Source organism: Vibrio sp. K4, from assembly GCF_051122595.1.
GTDB classification, from domain to species: domain Bacteria; phylum Pseudomonadota; class Gammaproteobacteria; order Enterobacterales; family Vibrionaceae; genus Vibrio; species Vibrio owensii.
In genome coordinates, this window is sequence record NZ_CP178577.1 from 3,813,037 (window position 1) to 3,833,884 (window position 20,848).

Sequence of the window (20,848 nt, forward strand, 5' to 3'; positions counted from 1 at the left end):
GTTATTTAGATGAGTTTTGCTCACGTTCTTGAATTGGATTCACAAACCGAGTTACTAGACAGGTTAAGCTTATTAACCAACTTTGGTTCTAATTTGATCGCCGTGAATGGTCAATCCGGATATGGAAAATCTTGGATGGCACAGCGATACCTTGAGCTCGGTGCCAGTAACAAAAACCAATGTTTGTTACTTTGTCATTCCAATCAAGATGATGTGCAACGTCGTATGCTCATCTTGAGCCAGATAGTTTCCGATGCCTTATTCAATCAACAAGATACATTGCTTGATAGCTTAGAGCGTATCTTGGGTGATGAAGTGTGTGACATCGCCATTGTGGTTGATGACGCTCATTTGCTGAGTGAAACCCTAGTTTCAGAATTATGGATGCTAGTGCTAGCTGCACAAGCGAATCCAAAATGGAAAATCAACATCTTACTGTTCACTCAAAGTGGACGTTTGGAATCGGTATTGTCGCGTATTAGTTACGGGCAAGAGTTCAAGCCGGTTGAGCTTGATATTGAGATGTTGTCAGAAGTCGAAGCGCGTCGTTTCTTTGAATCTTTGGTGATTCGATATGTTGACGATGAGTCTGAAAAACGCGTTCGAGATGCATTTAAGAAAGTCGACCCGATTCCGGGAGACATCATGGCGTTAGGAGAGATGAAAGTGGAAAAAAGGATCATTATCCGCTCAATTGTAGGCTCACCCCTTAATATCGCGTTGGTTGTTTTGGTGCTGCTATTGTTGGCCGCTGGTGGTTATTGGTGGATGTACAATCAGCCAAGCCCAGACGACAAAGCACTGCAAATCACAGGTACGATTGAGCAAACTGCCATTCCAACCCTAACCGAGCCCGAAGTTCAAACCAGCGGCGCAGATTCCGCAATCAGTGACGCGTCAGATACGACAGAGCTTGCTGGTGCAACGGACGATTCAGATTCATTGCCGCCGGCCGTGACAGAGGAAGTTGCAAGTGTTGGTACTGAAGATAAACAGCAGCGTGTTGTGATTGAGTCGGATGTGGTGGACGCCTTACTTGAAGGTAAACCTGAAGAAGCCAATACCGATGAAATCAAACAAGTTGTGGAAGAATCAGTGCCTCAAGCACAGAGCAGTTCGAACTCTTCATTGATTAACGTCGTGCAAACAGGCGAACAACCTAAGGCAACACAAGCAAATTCAACGAAGCCTATCGTGAAGTTCTCTTTTGCTCGTGAAGAGCTAAAAGCGTTATCACCACGCGCTTATACATTGCAATTAGGGGCGATGACGGCAATGGAAGATGTGCAAACCTTCCTTGACGAGTACGACCTGAACGGAAAAGTAAGAATTTACCCGACCGTGCGCAGTGGAACAGAATGGTACATCATCACCTATCAAGATTACCCGACTATCCAGCTCGCTCGAGACGCGGTAGAGAGCCTGCCAGATGCGCTTAAATCGGTGAGTCCTTGGGCAAAATCCTTGGGTCAGGTACATCGTGAAATTGATCGCGTGAAATAATCCTGAGCTTCGTTGAAAAATATGTTACATTCCGCAGCCTTAATTTTTGGTCGATAGATAGAGCAGTAGATGAAAAAGCAACGAGCCTTTCTTAAGTGGGCAGGAGGAAAATACGGTCTGGTTGAAGACATCCAACGTCATTTGCCACCGGCTCGAAAGCTAGTTGAACCTTTTGTTGGTGCTGGCTCGGTATTTCTTAATACCGACTATGACCACTACTTGCTGGCGGACATCAACCCCGACCTGATTAATCTCTACAACCTACTGAAAGAGCGCCCTGAGGATTACATCTCCGAAGCGAAGCGTTGGTTTGTTGCAGAGAATAACCGCAAAGAAGCTTATTTGAGCATTCGCGCTGAGTTTAATAAAACTGACGACGTGATGTACCGCTCATTGGCGTTCTTATATATGAACCGTTTCGGTTTTAATGGCTTGTGTCGTTATAACAAGAAGGGCGGTTTCAACGTGCCGTTTGGTTCATATAAAAAGCCTTACTTCCCAGAAGCTGAATTGGAATTCTTTGCTGAAAAAGCGAAGAAGGCGACCTTCGTATGTGAAGGCTACCCAGAGACTTTCCGTCGAGCGCGCAAGGGAAGTGTGGTCTATTGTGATCCTCCGTACGCACCATTGTCGAATACGGCTAACTTTACTTCTTACGCAGGTAACGGCTTCACGCTTGATGACCAAGCGGCACTGGCTGACATCGCGGAGAAAGCGGCGACCGAACGCGGCATTCCTGTTCTGATTTCAAATCACGACACCACATTAACGCGTCGTCTATATCACGGGGCGGAATTGAATGTGGTCAAAGTGAAGCGAACCATCAGTCGTAATGGTAGCGGGCGCAATAAAGTCGATGAACTGCTTGCTCTCTTCCGTGCTTCCGACATGGATAATTCAGACTCATAATTCTCACACTATTGTCTCTAAGTAGTGGATATCCTGACTGGCTTCGGTAGAATTGCGCGCAACATTGTTTGTTGTTTGCTCGCCACTATTGAGGTCAGGTATGAAAGATTTTCTTATTGCTCCATCCATTTTATCGGCTGATTTTGCTCGTCTAGGTGAAGACGTAGAAAAAGTACTCGCAGCGGGTGCGGATGTGGTGCATTTCGATGTGATGGATAACCACTACGTACCAAACCTGACTTTTGGTGCGCCAATCTGTAAAGCGCTTCGTGACTACGGCATTACCGCTCCAATCGATGTTCACCTAATGGTGAAACCTGTAGACCGCATCATCCCTGACTTCGCGAAAGCGGGTGCATCGATGATTACTTTCCATGTGGAAGCATCAGAACACGTTGACCGTACACTACAGTTGATTAAAGAGCACGGCTGTAAGGCGGGTGTGGTACTTAACCCTGCAACGCCGTTGTCGCACCTTGAATTCATCATGGACAAAGTTGACCTAATTCTTCTAATGTCAGTTAACCCTGGCTTCGGTGGTCAATCATTTATCCCTCACACGCTAGATAAACTGCGCGCGGTACGTAAGATGATCGACGAGTCTGGCCGTGACATCCGCCTAGAGATTGATGGTGGTGTGAAAGTGGATAATATTCGTGAAATCGCAGAAGCGGGTGCAGACATGTTTGTAGCGGGTTCAGCGATTTTCGGTCACCCAGATTACAAGCAAGTGATCGACCAAATGCGTGACGAGCTAGCAAAAGCAAAATAAGCGTTGAAGCCCTAATCTTAAAAGGCTGCCACTTTGTTGGCAGCCTTTGTCATATCTAGGACCAGAGCGAAGAAAATATCGCCAGCGCGACGTAAATAATCACTTGCCTATTTTGCTTCCTTTCTGTACTATCCGTCTTCCTTAATTCTCGGTCATTTTTCTTTAGTTCCTTGCTTCCTCTGGACGACCGAGCCAATCGTGGAAGCTAATAATCCGTAAGGAGCAACCAATGCGTCATTACGAAATCGTATTCATGGTGCACCCTGATCAAAGCGAGCAAGTTGCTGGCATGATCGAGCGTTACACTGGTTCAATCACTGAAGCTGGCGGTAAAATCCACCGTCTAGAAGACTGGGGCCGTCGTCAACTGGCTTACCCAATCAACAAGCTTCACAAAGCTCACTACGTTCTAATGAACGTTGAAGCTGGCCAAGAAGTGATCGACGAACTAGAAACTGCTTTCCGTTTCAACGATGCAGTTCTACGTAACATGATCATGCGTACTAAAGCGGCTATCACTGAGCAATCTATCATGCTTAAGCAGAAAGAAGAGCGTGCAGAGCGTGCTCCTCGTCGCGAAGAGCGTGCTGAAGCTAAGCCAGAAGCAGCTGCTGAGTAATATTTCTTATGACCAATCGAATGGAGCTGAGTGGCACCATTGCCAAGCCGCCCATTCGTAGTAAAAGCCCTGGTGGCATTGAACACTGTCGATTTTGGCTAGAGCATCGCTCTACTGTTATCGAAGCTAATCTACCACGACAAGTTTATTGTCGAATGCCGGTAGTAGTTAGTGGGCTTGGGTCACAAGCATTAACTCAGAATTTAGTACAAGGCAGTAACATTAAGGTAGGCGGTTTTGTCGCTTATCAGACCGGCCGAAATGGCGTTGGGAAATTAGTGTTACACGCCGACAACATTACTCAAATTTAAGATCAGGAGATAGCCCATGGCTCGTTTCTTCCGTCGTCGTAAATTCTGCCGTTTCACTGCAGAAGGCGTACAAGAGATTGATTACAAAGACGTAGCAACTCTTAAAAACTACATCACTGAAGCTGGTAAAATCGTACCTAGCCGTATCACTGGTACAAGCGCTAAGTACCAGCGTCAACTAGCTCGCGCTATCAAGCGTTCTCGCTACCTAGCTCTACTACCGTACACTGACAAGCATCAGTAATCGGTTCGTTTTATTAAGAAAGAGGATTAAACAATGCAAGTTATTCTACTTGATAAAATCGGTAACCTAGGTGGTCTTGGCGATACAGTAAACGTTAAGTCTGGCTACGCTCGTAACTTCCTTATCCCTCAAGGTAAAGCAGTTATGGCAACTAAAGGCAACGTTGAAATGTTCGAAGCTCGTCGCGCTGAACTAGAAGCTAAAGTTGCTGAGCAACTAACAGCTGCTGAAGCACGTGCTGAGAAAGTTAACGCTCTAGAAGCAGTTGTTATCGCTTCTAAAGCTGGTGACGAAGGTAAACTATTCGGTTCTATCGGTACTCGTGACATCGCTGACGCTATCACAGCTGCAGGCGTTGAAGTTGCTAAGAGCGAAGTTCGCCTTCCTGAAGGTGCTCTACGTAACACTGGTGAGTTCGAGATCAGCGTTCAACTTCACTCAGAAGTTTTCGCTACTGTGAACGTACAAGTTGTTGCTGCTGAGTAATTCAGCACCAAGCGAAATAGTAAAAAGCACCTCTTAGGAGGTGCTTTTTTTATGTCTGAATAATATGAAAAGCGAGCCTTAGAAGGCAAACAGAAGGTTGACGGAAAACACACTATCCGCCTTGCTCAAGCCCTCTGGCACTTTATCGTGATATTGGCGAGAGTGCGCTAATTTAAGAGCAATGTCTTCGGTAATGTCGTTGGTCACACTCAGATCACTATCAACACGAGTGTTGCTTTTACCTGCTACTAAAGTGATATCGGCAGAGAGACTTAAGTTATCTAAAGCTTGCCAAGTGGTATTGATGTTACCACGCAAGATCCCTTCCTGAACTATGTCTGGAAAGATGATGTCATCATCGTCAATTTCATCTAAATTTGGCTCTTGGTAACGAAAACCAGGGCCGATCTCCGCTTCCAAAGTAAACTTTTCTGTATATGCGAACTGGTAACCTAGACCGCCAGAAAGGGTGTAATCTTTAAAGTAAGCACTGTAGCGTGAATCAACCCCTTTAAAGCTGCCATACAAGTAGGTTTTTGGACCTAACTTATAGTCGCTTTGCGCGCTGTAGGTGGAAGAGCGCTTGTCTTCCTCCCCATCTTTATAAAGGTTGTAGTACTTCCATTCGCCGCTAGAGCGGTGGCGACCAGAAGTGTATTCAGCACTCAGACGAGCATTCAGGGAACGAGAGTCCGTGTTACCTGTGTGAGCTTGATAGCCGAACTCGACCTCAGTTTGCAGAGGGTCGGGCACTTCAATTTCTTGCTCTGGCTGTACTGATTCTTCAGCGTACGATGCTCCCGTGCAAAGCAAGCTAAAGCCAAGTAACCAGTATCGGGACACAAATACCTCGAACGTAATAAAAAGGAGGGGCATGATACTGATACAGATGTTTTATTGGGTCAATGATAGGTTAATTTTTATTAGACCTAAGCCGGAGAAGCGTGGTGGGCGTTCTCATTTGCGCATCAAACTTAATTAACTGTCTGTTTCAGCATGAATTGGGGAGATTCTACCGCAATCGAGTAATTTCGCACCATAAAAAGCGAATTCTTAGCCATTCACTTGTTGAATTCTTAACAAGTAATTGTCGCTTCAGGGAAGCATCTTGGCTAAGTTTAAGGTTATAATCTCGGGTCATTAGTAGTTATCGAGCAAAGTCATGGCGGAAAACAGAAATCGCAAACCTTCAGACAGTCAGGTCGACGCAATCAAAGTACCACCTCACTCGCTAGAAGCCGAGCAATCAGTAATTGGTGGTCTCTTACTGGACAATGAACGTTGGGACACGGTCGCTGAGCGTGTTGTGAGCAGTGATTTCTATAGCCGTCCTCATCGTCTCATTTTCGAAGGCGTTAAAACTATTCTTGAACAGGGTAAGCCTCTCGACTTGATCACCTTGTCTGAGCACCTTGAGCGTCACGAACAATTGGAAGACGTGGGTGGCTTTGCGTACCTTGCGGATCTTGCGAAAAACACACCAAGTGCAGCGAACATCAACGCTTACGCGGACATCGTAGCGGAGCGTGCAATTGTGCGCGGCCTGATCGGTGTAGCAAATGAAATTGCGGACGCTGGTTATGATCCACAAGGTCGAAGCTCAGAAGACTTAATTGATATGGCGGAGAGTAAAGTTTTCGCCATTGCAGAATCTCGTACTAGCGAAAACGAAGGTCCACAAAACGTCGATAACATTCTCGAGAAAACGTTAGAGCGTATCGAGATGCTATACAAAACACCTCAAGATGGTGTGACAGGTGTGAACACTGGCTTCAACGACCTCAACAAAAAAACGGCAGGTCTACAAGGTTCTGACTTGGTTATCGTGGCGGCACGTCCATCGATGGGTAAAACCACTTTTGCGATGAACTTGTGTGAAAACGCGGCGATGGACCAAGACAAACCGGTACTTATCTTCTCGCTAGAGATGCCTGCCGAACAGTTGATGATGCGTATGCTTGCGTCCCTATCTCGCGTTGACCAAACCAAGATCCGTACTGGTCAGCTTGATGATGAAGATTGGGCGCGTATTTCTTCTACCATGGGTATCCTAATGCAGAAGAAAAACATGTACATCGATGATAGTTCAGGTCTAACGCCAACCGAAGTACGTTCCCGTGCTCGTCGTGTGGCGCGTGAACACGGTGGTCTGTCGATGATCATGGTCGACTACCTTCAGCTAATGCGTGTTCCTGCTCTCTCTGATAACCGTACCTTGGAGATTGCGGAAATTTCGCGCTCTCTGAAAGCTCTGGCGAAAGAGTTGAACGTTCCTGTGGTAGCACTATCGCAGCTAAACCGTTCCCTAGAGCAACGTGCCGATAAGCGCCCAGTTAACTCGGACTTGCGTGAATCGGGCTCTATCGAGCAGGATGCCGACTTGATCATGTTTATTTACCGTGACGAGGTTTACAACCCAGATAGCCCATACAAAGGCACGGCAGAGATTATTCTTGGTAAGCAACGTAACGGCCCTATCGGTTCGGTTCGCTTAACCTTCCAAGGTCAACACTCGCGTTTCGATAACTACGCGGGCCCTGCATTTGATATCGATGATGAGTAATGCAATGAGCTACATGAAAGCTGCGATGGCATGTATTGACTTGTCAGCACTGCAGCACAATTTACAACGCGTAAAAGAACAGGCGCCAGAAAGTAAAGTGATGGCGGTGGTGAAGGCAAATGGCTACGGTCATGGTCTTCGTCATGTAGCTAAACACGCTACGCATGCTGATGCCTTTGGCGTTGCTCGCATTGAGGAAGCACTTCAGCTACGCGCTTGTGGCGTGGTAAAGCCGATTCTTTTACTAGAAGGTTTTTACTCACCTGGCGATTTGCCAGTATTGGTGACCAATAACATTCAAACCGTTGTTCATTGTGAAGAGCAACTCGCAGCATTAGAACAAGCGGATCTCGAAACGCCAGTTGTAGTTTGGCTTAAGATCGACAGCGGTATGCATCGACTTGGCGTGCGTCCAGAGCAGTACGATGAATTCATTACACGTCTTAAAGAGTGCCCGAATGTGGCGAAACCTCTGCGTTACATGAGCCACTTTGGTTGCGCTGATGAGCTGGATAACAGCATTACCACAGAGCAAATCGATTTATTTATGTCGCTAACGGCTGGCTGTCAGGGTGAGCGCTCTCTAGCGGCATCAGCAGGTCTGCTTGCTTGGCCGCAAAGCCAGTTAGACTGGGTTCGTCCTGGTATCATCATGTATGGCGTATCACCATTTGATGATAAAACTGCGCAAGACATGGGTTACAAACCAGTGATGACACTGAAGTCACACTTGATCGCCGTTCGTGAAGTGAAGAAGGGCGAAAGTGTTGGCTATGGCGGTATGTGGACAAGTGAACGCGACACTAAAGTAGGCGTGATTGCTGTTGGTTACGGCGATGGTTATCCACGTACAGCGCCAAACGGCACGCCAGTGTTTGTTAATGGGCGCAAGGTACCAATCGCGGGTCGCGTTTCTATGGATATGCTGACGGTTGATTTAGGTCCTGATGCAACGGATAAAGTAAGCGATGAAGCCATTCTATGGGGTAAAGATTTACCAGTAGAAGAGGTAGCTAGCCACATAGGTACCATTGCTTATGAACTGGTGACCAAGTTAACTTCTCGTGTCGAAATGGAATATTCGAAGTAACTCATGAAGACAAGACTATTCTCTGTGCTGGCATTTTCTGCCAGCCTTTTTTTATCTCCGCAGTTGATTGCCAAAGAGAAAGATTCAGCGTTCGTCCCTTTCTATTTCAGTACGGAGACCATGGGCAGTACCATAGGTTTAGCGGGCGTTGCTAAAGGTGTTGGCCAACCCCAAGCTGCTCTGTTTGGTATGGGTTTATATTCTGAAAAAGACAGTTACGTCGGTTTCCTTTCTGCTTTTAACTACGCTTTGTCGCCAAACCTTTTGTTTAGCACGCAGATGTATCAAGCGCGCTTTAACGACAACCCTTATTACTTAGGTGACCAAGGTTCGAATAACTCTTCAACGGAAGATAAGACTGTAACCAACGGCGACGAAGAGAACTACAAACTGGAGTTCAAGTACCTGCTTCCTTGGGGTAATGTTCGTGAACACGGACTGCTTGGTGCATTCCAACCCGTGAGAGATGTGAGTTTTGCTTCTCCAGTCGATTCTGGTGTCAGTTCAATTATCTTCACTCCCTTCTATTCTTCTCGTGAGTTGGATATCTACAACGATAAGAAAGAAGAGGCGACCGGGTTTAGCCTGACATTTGACTGGGACAACCGCGACAGCGTGCGCAATACCACGCGAGGTTCTCATACGTCGTTTGATTTAACCACGGGTGCAGAAAGTTTGCAGTCGGAAGACTTATGGCTGAAGTGGGAATTCCAAAACAGTCAGTACTACTCGTTGGGTCCACTTGGTGATTGGTTCGATCAGCAAGTGCTCGCGTTTGATTTCTACACGGCGGATACACCGACATGGAACAAATGCGATGGTTTAATGTGCGCTCGTCCACCAGAGCAAGAGCAAGTTCGCTTAGGTGGTTTGTATCGTCTACGTGGTTATACCGCGGGTCGTTACCACGGCCGCAGTGCGATTCACTATTCTGCAGAATACCGGGTATTACCAGACTGGCAGCCGCTCGATGATATTCCTCTTATCAACTACTACGATCTGCCTTGGTGGCAATGGGTCGCGTTTGTTGAAGTAGGGCGAGTAGCAGACGACTACGACTTAAAAACTCTGCATGAAGACATGAAGTGGAACGTGGGTGGTGCAGTGCGCTTCCAAGTTGAAGGGATTGTAGTTCGTGCTGAAATGGCCAAAGGTGCAGATGAAGGCACCTTCCGAGTCATGATCAACCAACCGTTCTAAATCGATATAAAAACAAAAGCTAACTTTGTGAGTTAGCCTTTGTTTTATCTGATTTATTCGCCGTTGATGGTGGCGATAATGCGTCGACTTCCACCGTAATCTCGGTGCTCACCTAAGTAAATACCCTGCCATGTTCCCAAAGCTAACTGACCGTTTTGGATAGGAATCGTCACACTACTGCCAAGTAAAGACGCTTTAATATGGGCTGGCATATCATCATCGCCTTCATAAGTGTGCTGGTAGTAAGGCGCTCGTTCAGGCACAAACTTATTAAAGTGGGCTTCCATGTCCATACGTACTGTTGGGTCTGCGTTTTCATTTAAGGTCAGGCTAGCGGACGTATGTTGAATAAACAAATGTAACAAACCTACTGAAAGCGATTGGATTTGTGGTAATTGTTGTTCAATTTCATCAGTGACCAGATGGAAACCACGCTGACGCGCTTTTAATTGCAGTGTTTTTTGTGCCCACATATGCGTTCCTTTGGAAAAATTTGATTTGGCGTCTATCCTAATCCAATTAGAGCCTGTCATTACGAAATGATATGATTCTCAGCATCATAAATGAATTGTTTAAATTCGAAACAGGGAACGTGACCTAACTCAATGTGAGTGTAAAGGCACTCCGTCATAATTGATGGCTGAAAAAAAATTACAAAGACTTGTTTTGTGGCAATTCGCCCTAACATCTTATTTATATTCTATTTGCTAAATCGGGGATTCCGCAGTTTTCGCTAGACTGTAAGGAATGGAACCTACTGTAACATCGGGATAAAGACCATGTTGAAAAATATCAATCCAACGCAAACACAAGCTTGGAAAGCGCTAACTGCGCATTTCGAATCTGCACAAGATATGGATCTGAAAGAGCTATTTGCTCAAGACGCAGCGCGTTTCGACAAATACTCAGCACGCTTCGGCTCAGACATCCTAGTCGATTACTCAAAGAACCTAATCAACGAGGACACTCTGAAGCACCTTTTCGCTCTTGCTAACGAGACTGAGCTTAAGTCAGCAATTGAAGCGATGTTCAGTGGTGAAGCGATCAACAAAACAGAAGATCGCGCTGTTCTTCACACTGCACTGCGTAACCGTTCTAACAAGCCAGTATTGGTTGGCGGCGAAGACGTAATGCCTGCGGTAAACGCAGTTCTTGAGAAAATCAAATCATTCACTGATCGCGTAATTGGCGGTGAGTGGAAAGGTTACACAGGTAAAGCAATCACAGATATCGTAAACATCGGTATCGGCGGTTCTGACCTTGGTCCTTACATGGTGACTGAAGCACTAGCACCATACAAAAACCACCTAAACCTGCACTTCGTTTCTAACGTTGATGGTACTCACATCGTTGAGACGCTGAAGAAAGTAGATCCAGAGACAACACTATTCTTGATCGCGTCTAAGACGTTCACGACTCAAGAAACCATGACAAACGCGCACTCTGCTCGTGATTGGTTCCTAGAAACTGCTGGCGATCAAGCACACGTTGCTAAGCACTTCGCAGCGCTTTCTACTAACGCTCCTGCAGTATCTGAGTTTGGTATCGACACAGACAACATGTTTGAGTTCTGGGACTGGGTTGGTGGTCGTTACTCACTATGGTCAGCAATCGGTCTTTCAATTGCATTGTCTGTAGGTTACGACAACTTTATCGAGCTTCTAGACGGTGCTCACGAGATGGATAACCACTTCGTATCGACAGATCTAGAAAGCAACATCCCTGTGATTCTTGCTCTGATTGGTATTTGGTACAACAACTTCCACGGCGCTGAGTCTGAAGCAATCCTACCTTACGACCAGTACATGCACCGTTTCGCGGCGTACTTCCAGCAAGGTAACATGGAATCTAACGGTAAGTACGTAGACCGTGAAGGTAACGCAGTGACTTACCAAACTGGTCCTATCATCTGGGGTGAACCAGGTACTAACGGTCAGCACGCGTTTTACCAGCTGATTCACCAAGGCACTAAACTGATCCCATGTGACTTCATTGCACCTGCAATCAGCCACAACCCAGCAAGCGACCACCACCAAAAACTGATGTCTAACTTCTTTGCACAAACAGAAGCATTGGCATTTGGTAAGTCAGCAGAAACTGTGAAGGCAGAATTTGCGAAAGCAGGTAAGAGCGAAGAAGAAATGGCGTCTCTAGTACCGTTCAAAGTATTTGAAGGTAACCGCCCAACGAACTCTATCCTAGTTAAGCAAATCACACCTCGCACGCTAGGTAACCTGATCGCAATGTACGAGCACAAAATCTTCGTTCAAGGCGTTATCTGGAACATCTTCAGCTTCGACCAATGGGGTGTTGAGCTAGGTAAACAACTAGCAAACCAAATCCTACCTGAGCTAGCAGATGAGTCAGAAATCAGCTCTCACGACAGCTCGACAAATGGTCTAATCAATGCATTTAAAGCGTTCAAAGCCTAATGTTTGAATAGAAAAAGAAAAGGTCAGCAAACGCTGACCTTTTTTATTGCCTGAGGCAGAAACAAAATAGGTTGGCATTGACCAACCTATTTCTTCTCTATTATTCGAAGCAAATCTCGATGAAGGCATTTCCCCACTGTGAAGAGAAAGGCATGATGATGATTGAGCCTTCACACTTGTGGCGAATGGTGTGACCTCGACCTGATACCACAACCGGTGTTGCCATATCAAAATCAAATCCACTTTCCGCTAGAATGCGCTTCGCACCGCCTGTCACCATGTTCGTGATCTCACCAACCATGTCCGTCACTTCTTCGTTCAGTCCATTTGGACGTTCACCAAGCATGTTCTGCATGATTTCTAGTGCTAACGCTTCATCAAAGGTAATCGACATTGAACCACGAGTTTGTGGACCAACCATACCGATAAGGCCAGAAACGTCACCTCGTGCGATCTCATCTTTCTTGATTCGCGGTTTTTGTGGCTTCAATTCAAGCGAAGCCATGGTTTTTAGCACATTCATTAACGAAGCTAAAAACGGGTTTACAAATTCAGCGCGCATAACGTTCTTCTATCTTTCTTCTTTCGTCTCCGAGGAACATGCCTGGCACTCGCCATGGGTTTCGATAACTTGATTCGTCAGTTTGAATCCATGTTTCTCGGCGTTATTGGCTAATAAGGATATCAGCGTCTCGTCTTCAAGTTCAACGACATCGCCACATTTATCGCAAATTAGCAGTTGGAAAAAGTGCTGTTGAGTGTTGAACGAACAGCAAGTGATAAAGCTGTTGTTTGATTCCACTCGATGAATAAAGCCTTGTTCTAGAAGAAAATCTAATGCTCGGTATACCGTCGGTGGTTTAGCCTGAGGCTCACTCTCTTTCAATTGCTCCAATAGCTCATACGCACTTGAGGCGCGGCGATTAGAACAAATAAGCTCAAAAACGCGTCGGCGTTGCGGCGTCAATCTTACTCCGCGCTCAGCGCAGATTTGTTCAATTTGTTCAAGGATTGTTGGGTCCAAATCTTTCACCATAACTATCGGACGTGCTTTATGATAAACCATTTCTATACGAAGTTCGTTTAGAAAGACTCCATTTTACCCACTATCAGACCGAAAATCATGAATTAAAGCAAGCCAGTGCTCCTTAGAGCGCGCAACAGATATCACAGAACGAGACACCAATGCCGAAATGTGCTTATCAGTGATTGAATTCACAAGGCTCGCATCCACTGCACAGTGGGTATACAATACCCGACTTAATTTTTTGAGCGCACCTTCGCGCTCTACCTTGGCAACGTAAAAACGGGTGTTTATATCATGACTCATTCTTGCAGGCTCTCTGTAGCACCAATGTTGGATTGGACAGATCGTCATTGTCGCTACTTCCATCGCTTAATGACCAAAGAAACCCTGCTGTACACCGAAATGGTGACCACAGGCGCGATCATTCATGGAAAAGGGGATTTCCTTGCTTATAACGAAGAAGAGCATCCGTTAGCCCTTCAGCTTGGCGGTTCAAACGCAGCGGATTTGGCTACGTGTGCCAAACTCGCTCAAGAGCGTGGCTATGATGAAATCAACCTAAACGTAGGTTGTCCATCTGATCGCGTTCAAAACGGTCGCTTTGGTGCATGCCTAATGGCAGAGCCACAGTTGGTTGCGGACTGTGTTGCGGCGATGAAAGACGTGGTTGATATTCCTGTTACGGTAAAAACTCGTATCGGTATTGATGACCAGGATTCTTACGAGTTCCTAACGGATTTCGTATCTATCGTTTCTGAGAAAGGTGGTTGTGAGCAGTTCACCATCCACGCACGTAAAGCATGGTTAAGTGGTTTAAGCCCGAAAGAGAACCGTGAGATCCCACCATTGGATTATCCACGCGCTTACCAACTGAAGAAAGATTTCTCACACTTAACGATTGCGATTAACGGTGGTGTGAAATCATTGGAAGAAGCGAAAGATCATCTACAACACCTAGATGGCGTGATGATCGGTCGTGAAGCTTACCAAAGCCCTTACTTGCTAGCATCTGTGGACCAAGAGTTGTTTGGTTCAAATGCTCCAGTGAAAAAGCGCAGCGAAATCGTTGAAGAGATGTACCCGTACATTGAAGCGCAATTGGCAAAAGGTGCTTACCTTGGCCATATCTCACGTCATATGCTGGGTCTGTTCCAAAACATGCCGGGTGCTCGTCAATGGCGTCGTCACATCAGTGAAAACGCGCACAAACCGGGTTCTGGTCTAGAAGTGCTGCAAGATGCACTGGCGAAGATTCCAAAAGAATTGAACGTGTAAATTTCACCAGTGGTTGGTGAAAATCACCAACTTACAAATGGAAAAGCCAGAGTGCAGAAATGTCTCTGGCTTTATTTTTGCTTATAAATCATGGTTTTATTCTTTTTTTAATAAGTTGGTACAGAATCTGCTCTAGTAAAACTAAAACAAAGGAGAAGTGATTATGTTGGAGCTGATCTTTATTTTAGTATTTGCGGCAACTTTGCTCGTGACCGGTATTACGATGGTGACTGTATTTGCTGCGACTGGCATTGCATTGGTGGTGATGTTCTTATTGGGCATGGTTGGAGCTGTGCTAAAACTATTGCCTTGGCTAATAGTGATTGCATTAGGCATATGGTTTTTTAAAAACTTCGTCGCTCAGCCTCGTTATAAGTAACGGATTGTAGAGATTTAGTTGATGGTGGGCTGTGAGAGTATGTTAGTATTTCTCACATGCCCCTTAATGTTGAAATCAGCTATCTCGGAGTAAAAATTACATGACATATAAAGCGACCATCGCTTTAGCGACACTATCGTTGGCAGCATCTTACCCTTGTTTTGCAGAACAAGAGTCTTCTTTCACAACCACGGTTGGTGCAGAAGTTTGGGTTGCGGATACCAAAGTGAATGAAGTAAGAAGAGATAGCGATACAACGGGTACTTTCTACGCAGCGATTGAACATGACGTAAAATACGTACCAAACGCGCGTCTTCGTTACTCAAGCGTTGATGCCGATTACATGGGTTTCGACAAACTAGACCTCACTCTTTACTACCAAATTCTTGAACACGACTTAATGCACTTTGATGCGGGTCTGACCTTTAGTAATTTGAGTGACACAAAATACGTAGACGCAGGTACCAATGCTCGTACAGAAGATTTTGATGAGCTGATTTGGGCTTGGTATGGCTATGCAGAAATCACCGTGCCAAATACAAACTTTGATGTGATTGGTGAGATGAACTTTGGTGATAACAAGGGCATTAAGAGTACTGACCTAATGGCTGGTGTTCAGTACCGCATTCCTTTCCAAGAGTCTGAATTAACATTCCGTGGTGGTTACCGAGTGATCGACTTGGAGTCAGAAGAGTTTCTATCGAGCCTAGGTAAAGAGTTCATTTTTGCGGACGGTTTCTTCGTTGGCGCTCAGTACTCCTTCTAAACACATTTCTCTGAATCTCTTACAACGTCGCTTTATAAGCGGCGTTTTTTTATATCACTTCATTATATTAAATCGAATTTCTCGCCCAAGTATCAGACTTCGACCATGCTTATCTAGGAGCAATGTATAAAAGTTGGAGCAGGGATTGCGATGACAATAAATGAATTACGACATCTATTTCGTGACAACCAGCTAGTAGAAGCCATCATCGAACCTTCAATTCAAGAAGGCGGGTGGGTTGTTGAGTTTCGCCATGCACGCGGCGGGTTTGTCTGTCTAACGGACAGTCACGGGGAAGAGTGCCATTATGATGATCTCGATACGGCATCCAAATCGGCAATGGCCGTCGGCTTTCAGCAGGTTCGTATTGAAGATCGGTAAGTCTTAGCGCGACTTGCTTACTTCCAAAAAGTTATAAAACATTCTCTTCTATTCTTTCTTGTTATTAGAGAGAGTGGTTAATCTATCGTCACGCAATGAATAGGGATGTCGTGACAATGTCTTTTCAACAGAATGAATATTCTCACAAGAAAGTGTCGGAAGATAATAATGGGCAAGGTGGCAATCCACCAATCGCAAGCCCGCTTAATGACCAGCAATTTAACTCACTCCAGCAAACTGTCTCAGAGTTGTCTTCACAGCAACTTGCATGGGTCAGCGGTTACTTCTGGGGACTCTCTCAAAACCAACCAAGTGCAGCGGCTGCAACGCCTATCGCACAGGCGGCTGCTTCTGTTGCTGCAAAACCAGCAGGCAAGTTAAGTATCATTTTTGCTTCTCAAACCGGTAATGCGAAAGGCGTTGCTGAAGCACTAGAGCAAGAAGCCAAAGCAGAAGGCATTGCTGTAGAGCTGTTTGATGCTAGCGATTACAAAGGCAAGAACTTAGCAAAAGAGACTCACGTGATCATCGTGGCGTCGACCAATGGTGAAGGCGAAGCGCCAGATAATGCCATTGAATTGCATGAGTTCCTTCAATCTAAAAAAGCACCCAAGTTACCAAATCTACAGTACGCCGTGATTGCACTGGGCGATTCTAGTTATGAGTTCTTCTGCCAAACGGGCAAAGACTTCGATACTTACTTGGCTAAGTTAGGCGCAACTGCCTTCATCGATCGCATTGATTGTGATGTGGATTATGAAGCGCCGGCGGCTGAATGGCGTAAGCAAGCACTTGAACAAGTAAAAGAAGCCCTTTCTTCAGGTAACGAAGCAGAAGTTGTTCAACTACCTGTTGGTCAAGCAGCTCCAGGACATTCTGCTTATAACAAGCAAAATCCATATACCGCAACGTTACTGACAAGCCAAAAAATCACAGGTCGCGATTCGGGCAAAGATGTTCGCCACGTAGAGATTGACCTTGAAGAATCAGGTTTAACTTATCAAGCCGGCGATGCTTTAGGAGTGTGGTTCGATAATAGTTCAGAATTAGCCAACGCGATCTTAGCTAAGGCTGGTCTATCCGGTGTAGAAAGTGTTGAAGTGGATGGCGAAAGCCTTTCTATTCATAGTGCATTGGTTAGCAAGTACGAAATCACCGCATCAAACCCTCAGTTTGTCACTAAATTCGCAGAGCTATCTGGTAGTAAGAAACTGCAAAAGCTAGTGGAAGATAAAGACAAGCTTCGTGAATACACTGCAAATACCCAAGTTGTAGACGTGCTTGCAGAGAAGAAGACCAAGCTAAGTGCAGAAGAGTTGGTTGGTTTACTTCGTCGATTGACACCTCGTCTATATTCTATCGCTTCGAGTCAAACGGAAGTAGATGAAGAAGTTCATCTAACCGTAGGCTTGGTTGAATACGACAAAGGTGATGAAAAACGCTATGGCGGAGCATCGAGTTTCCTCGCTCAACGTCTAGAAGAAGGTGGTGAAGTGAAAGTGTTTGTTGAGCACAACAATAACTTCAAACTGCCACAAGATGACAACACACCAATCATCATGGTTGGTCCTGGTACTGGTATTGCGCCTTTCCGTAGCTTTATTCAAGAGCGTGATAACCGTGACGCGGAAGGTAAGAACTGGTTGTTCTTTGGTGACCGTACCTTTACTCAAGATTTCCTTTACCAAGTTGAATGGCAGAAGTACCTCAAGTCAGGTTTGCTGACTCGCCTTGATGTTGCGTTTAGTCGCGACCAAGCAGAGAAGGTTTATGTTCAACATCGCATCCTAGAAAACGCTGAACAAGTGTGGCAATGGATTCAAGATGGTGCCTACATCTATGTATGTGGTGATGCCACTCGTATGGCAAAAGATGTTCACGATGCGCTGGTATTTGTAGCCGAGCAACAAGGCAAGCTATCTCGTGAAGAAGCCGAAGCATTTATCAACGATCTACGTAAAGCGAAACGTTACCAAAGGGATGTGTACTAATGAGCGCGAATCAACAATCAAACAGCCAAGAAGTATTAGGTGAGGTGCTTGGTCCACTCTCGGATAATGAGCGCCTTAAAAGAGAAAGTAATTTACTGCGTGGAACGATTGAACAAGATCTGCAAGACCGTATTACTGGTGGCTTTACTGCAGACAACTTCCAATTGATTCGTTTTCACGGAATGTACCAGCAAGATGACCGCGATATCCGTAACGAGCGTGCTAAACAAAAGTTGGAGCCGCTGCACAACGTCATGCTTCGTGCACGTATGCCGGGTGGCATCATTACACCAAAGCAATGGCTAGCGATCGACAAGTTTGCAACCGAGCACTCTTTATATGGAAGTATTCGTCTTACTACTCGTCAAACGTTCCAGTTCCATGGCGTGCTAAAACCAAATATCAAGTTGATGCACCAAACGTTAAACAGCATTGGTATTGACTCGATTGCAACTGCGGGTGACGTTAACCGTAACGTGTTGTGTACCACTAATCCAGTGGAGTCGGAGCTACACCAAGAAGCTTACGAATGGGCGAAGAAGATCAGCGAGCATCTACTACCGAAGACACGTGCTTATGCAGAGATTTGGTTGGACGGTGAAAAAGTAGAAAGCACGGAAGAAGACGAACCGATTCTGGGTAAGAACTATCTACCACGTAAGTTTAAAACCACAGTGGTTATTCCACCGCAAAATGACGTAGATGTACACGCTAACGATCTTAACTTCGTAGCGATTGCAGATAATGGCAAGCTGGTTGGTTTTAACGTGCTTGTTGGTGGTGGTCTAGCGATGACGCATGGCGATACGTCAACTTATCCACGTAGAGCGGATGACTTTGGTTTTATCCCACTAGAGAAAACACTTGATGTTGCCGCTGCTGTAGTAACAACTCAACGTGATTGGGGTAACCGTTCTAACCGTAAGAATGCAAAAACCAAATACACATTAGATCGTGTCGGTAGTGATGTGTTTAAAGCGGAAGTAGAAAAACGTGCCGGTGTTAAATTTGAGCAAAGTCGCCCTTACGAATTCACGGAACGTGGTGACCGTATCGGTTGGGTTGAAGGTATTGATGGTAAGCATCACCTAGCACTCTTCATCGAAAACGGCCGTCTATTAGATTTCCCAGGTAAACCACTTAAGACGGGTGTTGCTGAAATTGCCAAAATCCATAAAGGCGATTTCCGCATGACAGCAAACCAAAACCTGATTGTTGCTGGTGTACCAAAAAGCCAAAAAGCGAAGATCGAGAAGATTGCTCGTGAACATGGTTTGATGGATGACGGCGTAAGTGAACAACGTAAGAGCTCGATGGCGTGTGTGGCGTTTCCAACATGTCCATTAGCAATGGCAGAAGCAGAGCGTTTTCTACCTCAGTTCGTAACCGATGTAGAAGGTATTCTAGAAAAGCATGGTTTACCTGAAGAAGACAATATCATTCTACGAGTAACAGGGTGTCCAAATGGTTGTGGTCGAGCAATGCTGGCAGAAATCGGCTTAGTTGGTAAAGCACCAGGTCGATACAACTTACACCTAGGTGGTAACCGCGGTGGTACTCGAGTACCGAAGATGTATAAAGAGAACATTACGGATAAGCAAATCTTAGAAGAGATTGATCAGCTGGTGGCTCGTTGGGCTGCTGAACGTGAAGAAGGCGAAGCATTTGGTGACTTCACGATTCGAGCTGGCATTATCCAAGAAGTGTTAGTATCAAAGAGGGACTTCCATGCTTGATTCTGTAGCGTCCAAACTGGAGCTAGCAGAGTTACTGACATTAACTAAGACGGAGCAAATCCTCCGTCTTGCTCAAATCAATGTCGAGCTCGAACAGCTTTCGGCACAAGAGAGAGTAAAGTGGGCATTGGATAATTTGGAAGGGGAGTTCGCTGTCTCATCCAGTTTCGGTATCCAAGCTGCAGTGATGCTCCATCTTGTGACCCAACAAAAACCTGATATCCCTATCATCCTAACGGACACAGGTTATCTATTTGCAGAGACTTATCAATTTATCGACCAGCTGAAAGCGCAACTGAACCTCAACCTTAAAGTGTACCGAGCAAAAGAAAGTGCCCATTGGCAAGAAGCGCGTTACGGAAAACTTTGGGAACAAGGCGTCGAGGGAATTGAAAAGTACAACAAGATAAATAAGGTTGAACCAATGCGACGAGCTCTGCGAGAGCAAAACGTTGGAACTTGGTTCTCAGGGCTGCGTCGAGAGCAAAGTCAGTCTCGTGCTGGTCTACCAATCTTATCAATCCAAAATGGCGTATTTAAATTCTTACCAGTGATCGACTGGACGAATAAAGATGTCCACTACTACTTAGAAGAACATGGCTTGAGTTATCACCCGTTGTGGGAGCAAGGTTACCTCTCAGTAGGCGATACGCATACAACGAGAAAGTGGGAACCGGGAATGTCAGAAGAAGAAACGCGCTTCTTCGGCTTAAAACGTGAATGTGGATTACATGAAGATGACGATAATGAACAAGATGGTTCTGGCATTTAGTTGTTAAGCCCGTAAAAGCCGTGTTCAGGTCTAGCAAAGAAAGCTGCTGCAAAGCAGCTTTCTTTGTTTATGGAGGCTAAAAATAAGGGTAAAAAGGATAACTCTGTGGATAAGTTGTTCGCTATCTATGGGTAAAGTTGGATAAATAAGGCTTTGATCGAAAAGTCGTCGCTTAACCATTGTTTTTGCAATTTTTGCAAAATAACGCTTGCCAATGTGAGCGCGATCTCTATAATGCCTCCTTGTCGACAGGGCAGAGCTCACAAGGCTTCAAAGCGAAGTCGACAAGGTCAGAAAGAAAAACGAAATAATTTGAAAAAGTGTTTGACACAGGAAATTATCTCGCTAGAATGGCCGCCTCTTCCGAAGTGATGTGAGTCACAAAGAAGAGT

General features: G+C 45.5%; 22 protein-coding genes. 18 read left to right on the forward strand and 4 right to left on the reverse strand.

Features of this window, described 5'->3' with window-relative positions; translation table 11 throughout:
• Positions 1-9: 9 nt before the first annotated feature.
• The 7 genes from ACLIIY_RS17305 to rplI all read left to right on the forward strand — a co-directional run bounded on the left by ACLIIY_RS17305 (position 10) and on the right by rplI (position 4,844).
• Positions 10-1,503: an SPOR domain-containing protein gene (locus ACLIIY_RS17305; RefSeq protein ID WP_434527950.1), complete on the forward strand. Its 1,494-nt coding sequence runs from the start codon at positions 10-12 to the stop codon at positions 1,501-1,503.
• A gap of 69 nt (positions 1,504-1,572) precedes the next feature.
• Positions 1,573-2,412: a Dam family site-specific DNA-(adenine-N6)-methyltransferase gene (locus ACLIIY_RS17310; protein ID WP_005438442.1), complete on the forward strand. Its 840-nt coding sequence runs from the start codon at positions 1,573-1,575 to the stop codon at positions 2,410-2,412.
• A 100-nt stretch (positions 2,413-2,512) separates the two neighbouring features.
• Positions 2,513-3,184 (forward strand): ribulose-phosphate 3-epimerase, encoded by a 672-nt coding sequence (gene rpe / locus ACLIIY_RS17315; protein ID WP_005438444.1) that lies wholly within the window; start codon positions 2,513-2,515, stop codon positions 3,182-3,184.
• A 229-nt stretch (positions 3,185-3,413) separates the two neighbouring features.
• Positions 3,414-3,803 carry a 30S ribosomal protein S6 gene (gene rpsF, locus ACLIIY_RS17320; protein WP_005438446.1) on the forward strand — a complete coding sequence of 130 codons (390 nt, stop codon included), beginning with the start codon at positions 3,414-3,416 and terminating at the stop codon, positions 3,801-3,803.
• Between the two features lie 8 nt (positions 3,804-3,811).
• Complete coding sequence (priB, locus tag ACLIIY_RS17325) at positions 3,812-4,114, forward strand: primosomal replication protein N (protein WP_005438449.1); 303 nt, start codon at positions 3,812-3,814, stop codon at positions 4,112-4,114.
• A gap of 16 nt (positions 4,115-4,130) precedes the next feature.
• Positions 4,131-4,358 (forward strand): 30S ribosomal protein S18, encoded by a 228-nt coding sequence (gene rpsR / locus ACLIIY_RS17330; protein WP_000090472.1) that lies wholly within the window; start codon positions 4,131-4,133, stop codon positions 4,356-4,358.
• Positions 4,359-4,391: 33 nt separating this feature from the next.
• On the forward strand, positions 4,392-4,844 hold the full coding sequence (gene rplI / locus ACLIIY_RS17335) for a 50S ribosomal protein L9 (protein ID WP_005438451.1): 453 nt from the start codon (positions 4,392-4,394) through the stop codon (positions 4,842-4,844).
• 78 nt (positions 4,845-4,922) lie between these two features.
• On the opposite strand, the gene ACLIIY_RS17340 is transcribed toward rplI, so the two are convergent.
• Positions 4,923-5,687, reverse strand: coding sequence for a DUF481 domain-containing protein (locus ACLIIY_RS17340; RefSeq protein WP_418090328.1), 765 nt, complete (start codon positions 5,685-5,687; stop codon positions 4,923-4,925).
• A 319-nt stretch (positions 5,688-6,006) separates the two neighbouring features.
• Between ACLIIY_RS17340 and ACLIIY_RS17345 the strand changes: the two genes are divergently transcribed.
• The 3 genes from ACLIIY_RS17345 to ACLIIY_RS17355 are packed head-to-tail and all read left to right on the forward strand — an operon-like array spanning position 6,007 to position 9,697.
• Positions 6,007-7,407: a replicative DNA helicase gene (locus ACLIIY_RS17345; RefSeq protein ID WP_020196769.1), complete on the forward strand. Its 1,401-nt coding sequence runs from the start codon at positions 6,007-6,009 to the stop codon at positions 7,405-7,407.
• 13 nt (positions 7,408-7,420) lie between these two features.
• On the forward strand, positions 7,421-8,497 hold the full coding sequence (gene alr, locus ACLIIY_RS17350; protein ID WP_086027735.1) for an alanine racemase: 1,077 nt from the start codon (positions 7,421-7,423) through the stop codon (positions 8,495-8,497).
• Between the two features lie 3 nt (positions 8,498-8,500).
• The gene (locus ACLIIY_RS17355; RefSeq protein WP_009705528.1) at positions 8,501-9,697 is read left to right on the forward strand and encodes a BamA/TamA family outer membrane protein; all 1,197 of its coding nucleotides are present in this window, start codon (positions 8,501-8,503) and stop codon (positions 9,695-9,697) included.
• A 53-nt stretch (positions 9,698-9,750) separates the two neighbouring features.
• Here ACLIIY_RS17355 and ACLIIY_RS17360 read toward each other — a convergent pair whose 3' ends face one another.
• Positions 9,751-10,170 (reverse strand): secondary thiamine-phosphate synthase enzyme YjbQ, encoded by a 420-nt coding sequence (locus tag ACLIIY_RS17360; protein ID WP_005438458.1) that lies wholly within the window; start codon positions 10,168-10,170, stop codon positions 9,751-9,753.
• Positions 10,171-10,476: 306 nt separating this feature from the next.
• On the opposite strand from ACLIIY_RS17360, the gene pgi reads away from it, so the two are divergent.
• On the forward strand, positions 10,477-12,129 hold the full coding sequence (pgi, locus tag ACLIIY_RS17365) for a glucose-6-phosphate isomerase (protein ID WP_045411993.1): 1,653 nt from the start codon (positions 10,477-10,479) through the stop codon (positions 12,127-12,129).
• A 100-nt stretch (positions 12,130-12,229) separates the two neighbouring features.
• On the opposite strand, the gene ACLIIY_RS17370 is transcribed toward pgi, so the two are convergent.
• Both ACLIIY_RS17370 and zur read right to left on the reverse strand, forming a co-directional pair.
• Positions 12,230-12,691 carry a chemotaxis protein CheX gene (locus tag ACLIIY_RS17370; protein WP_005381269.1) on the reverse strand — a complete coding sequence of 154 codons (462 nt, stop codon included), beginning with the start codon at positions 12,689-12,691 and terminating at the stop codon, positions 12,230-12,232.
• Positions 12,692-12,700: 9 nt separating this feature from the next.
• A complete protein-coding gene (zur, locus tag ACLIIY_RS17375; protein WP_005438461.1) occupies positions 12,701-13,165 on the reverse strand; it encodes a zinc uptake transcriptional repressor Zur in 465 nt (154 codons plus the stop codon).
• Positions 13,166-13,450: 285 nt separating this feature from the next.
• Here zur and dusA point away from each other — a divergent pair, with 285 nt between their 5' ends.
• The 7 genes from dusA (at position 13,451) to ACLIIY_RS17410 (ending at position 20,456) form a co-directional block, all read left to right on the forward strand.
• Positions 13,451-14,431, forward strand: a complete 981-nt coding sequence (gene dusA, locus ACLIIY_RS17380; RefSeq protein WP_033005811.1) for a tRNA dihydrouridine(20/20a) synthase DusA — start codon at positions 13,451-13,453, stop codon at positions 14,429-14,431.
• 163 nt (positions 14,432-14,594) lie between these two features.
• The gene (pspG, locus tag ACLIIY_RS17385) at positions 14,595-14,810 is read left to right on the forward strand and encodes an envelope stress response protein PspG (protein WP_005438463.1); all 216 of its coding nucleotides are present in this window, start codon (positions 14,595-14,597) and stop codon (positions 14,808-14,810) included.
• Between the two features lie 100 nt (positions 14,811-14,910).
• Complete coding sequence (locus ACLIIY_RS17390) at positions 14,911-15,576, forward strand: TIGR04219 family outer membrane beta-barrel protein (RefSeq protein WP_005438464.1); 666 nt, start codon at positions 14,911-14,913, stop codon at positions 15,574-15,576.
• A 150-nt stretch (positions 15,577-15,726) separates the two neighbouring features.
• Positions 15,727-15,957 carry a hypothetical protein gene (locus ACLIIY_RS17395; protein WP_005438465.1) on the forward strand — a complete coding sequence of 77 codons (231 nt, stop codon included), beginning with the start codon at positions 15,727-15,729 and terminating at the stop codon, positions 15,955-15,957.
• Between the two features lie 116 nt (positions 15,958-16,073).
• Entirely contained in the window at positions 16,074-17,948 is a 1,875-nt protein-coding gene (locus tag ACLIIY_RS17400; RefSeq protein ID WP_434527951.1) for an assimilatory sulfite reductase (NADPH) flavoprotein subunit, read from the forward strand.
• A complete protein-coding gene (gene cysI / locus ACLIIY_RS17405) occupies positions 17,948-19,684 on the forward strand; it encodes an assimilatory sulfite reductase (NADPH) hemoprotein subunit (RefSeq protein WP_434527952.1) in 1,737 nt (578 codons plus the stop codon). The genes ACLIIY_RS17400 and cysI overlap by 1 nt, the downstream gene beginning before the upstream one ends.
• On the forward strand, positions 19,677-20,456 hold the full coding sequence (locus tag ACLIIY_RS17410) for a phosphoadenylyl-sulfate reductase (RefSeq protein ID WP_434527953.1): 780 nt from the start codon (positions 19,677-19,679) through the stop codon (positions 20,454-20,456). Before cysI ends, ACLIIY_RS17410 begins: the two co-directional genes overlap by 8 nt.
• The last annotated feature ends 392 nt before the right edge of the window (positions 20,457-20,848 follow it).

Excerpts from the sequence above, each read along its gene's own strand:
- ACLIIY_RS17305 (WP_434527950.1), top strand. The coding sequence starts at position 10 with ATGAGTTTTGCTCACGTTCTTGAATTGGATTCACAAACCGAGTTACTA.
- ACLIIY_RS17310 (WP_005438442.1), top strand. The coding sequence starts at position 1,573 with ATGAAAAAGCAACGAGCCTTTCTTAAGTGGGCAGGAGGAAAATACGGT.
- rpe (WP_005438444.1), top strand. The coding sequence starts at position 2,513 with ATGAAAGATTTTCTTATTGCTCCATCCATTTTATCGGCTGATTTTGCT.
- rpsF (WP_005438446.1), top strand. The coding sequence starts at position 3,414 with ATGCGTCATTACGAAATCGTATTCATGGTGCACCCTGATCAAAGCGAG.
- priB (WP_005438449.1), top strand. The coding sequence starts at position 3,812 with ATGACCAATCGAATGGAGCTGAGTGGCACCATTGCCAAGCCGCCCATT.
- rpsR (WP_000090472.1), top strand. The coding sequence starts at position 4,131 with ATGGCTCGTTTCTTCCGTCGTCGTAAATTCTGCCGTTTCACTGCAGAA.
- rplI (WP_005438451.1), top strand. The coding sequence starts at position 4,392 with ATGCAAGTTATTCTACTTGATAAAATCGGTAACCTAGGTGGTCTTGGC.
- ACLIIY_RS17345 (WP_020196769.1), top strand. The coding sequence starts at position 6,007 with ATGGCGGAAAACAGAAATCGCAAACCTTCAGACAGTCAGGTCGACGCA.
- alr (WP_086027735.1), top strand. The coding sequence starts at position 7,421 with ATGAAAGCTGCGATGGCATGTATTGACTTGTCAGCACTGCAGCACAAT.
- ACLIIY_RS17355 (WP_009705528.1), top strand. The coding sequence starts at position 8,501 with ATGAAGACAAGACTATTCTCTGTGCTGGCATTTTCTGCCAGCCTTTTT.
- ACLIIY_RS17360 (WP_005438458.1), bottom strand. The coding sequence starts at position 10,170 with ATGTGGGCACAAAAAACACTGCAATTAAAAGCGCGTCAGCGTGGTTTC.
- pgi (WP_045411993.1), top strand. The coding sequence starts at position 10,477 with ATGTTGAAAAATATCAATCCAACGCAAACACAAGCTTGGAAAGCGCTA.
- ACLIIY_RS17370 (WP_005381269.1), bottom strand. The coding sequence starts at position 12,691 with ATGCGCGCTGAATTTGTAAACCCGTTTTTAGCTTCGTTAATGAATGTG.
- zur (WP_005438461.1), bottom strand. The coding sequence starts at position 13,165 with ATGGTGAAAGATTTGGACCCAACAATCCTTGAACAAATTGAACAAATC.
- dusA (WP_033005811.1), top strand. The coding sequence starts at position 13,451 with ATGACTCATTCTTGCAGGCTCTCTGTAGCACCAATGTTGGATTGGACA.
- pspG (WP_005438463.1), top strand. The coding sequence starts at position 14,595 with ATGTTGGAGCTGATCTTTATTTTAGTATTTGCGGCAACTTTGCTCGTG.
- ACLIIY_RS17390 (WP_005438464.1), top strand. The coding sequence starts at position 14,911 with ATGACATATAAAGCGACCATCGCTTTAGCGACACTATCGTTGGCAGCA.
- ACLIIY_RS17395 (WP_005438465.1), top strand. The coding sequence starts at position 15,727 with ATGACAATAAATGAATTACGACATCTATTTCGTGACAACCAGCTAGTA.
- ACLIIY_RS17400 (WP_434527951.1), top strand. The coding sequence starts at position 16,074 with ATGTCTTTTCAACAGAATGAATATTCTCACAAGAAAGTGTCGGAAGAT.
- cysI (WP_434527952.1), top strand. The coding sequence starts at position 17,948 with ATGAGCGCGAATCAACAATCAAACAGCCAAGAAGTATTAGGTGAGGTG.
- ACLIIY_RS17410 (WP_434527953.1), top strand. The coding sequence starts at position 19,677 with ATGCTTGATTCTGTAGCGTCCAAACTGGAGCTAGCAGAGTTACTGACA.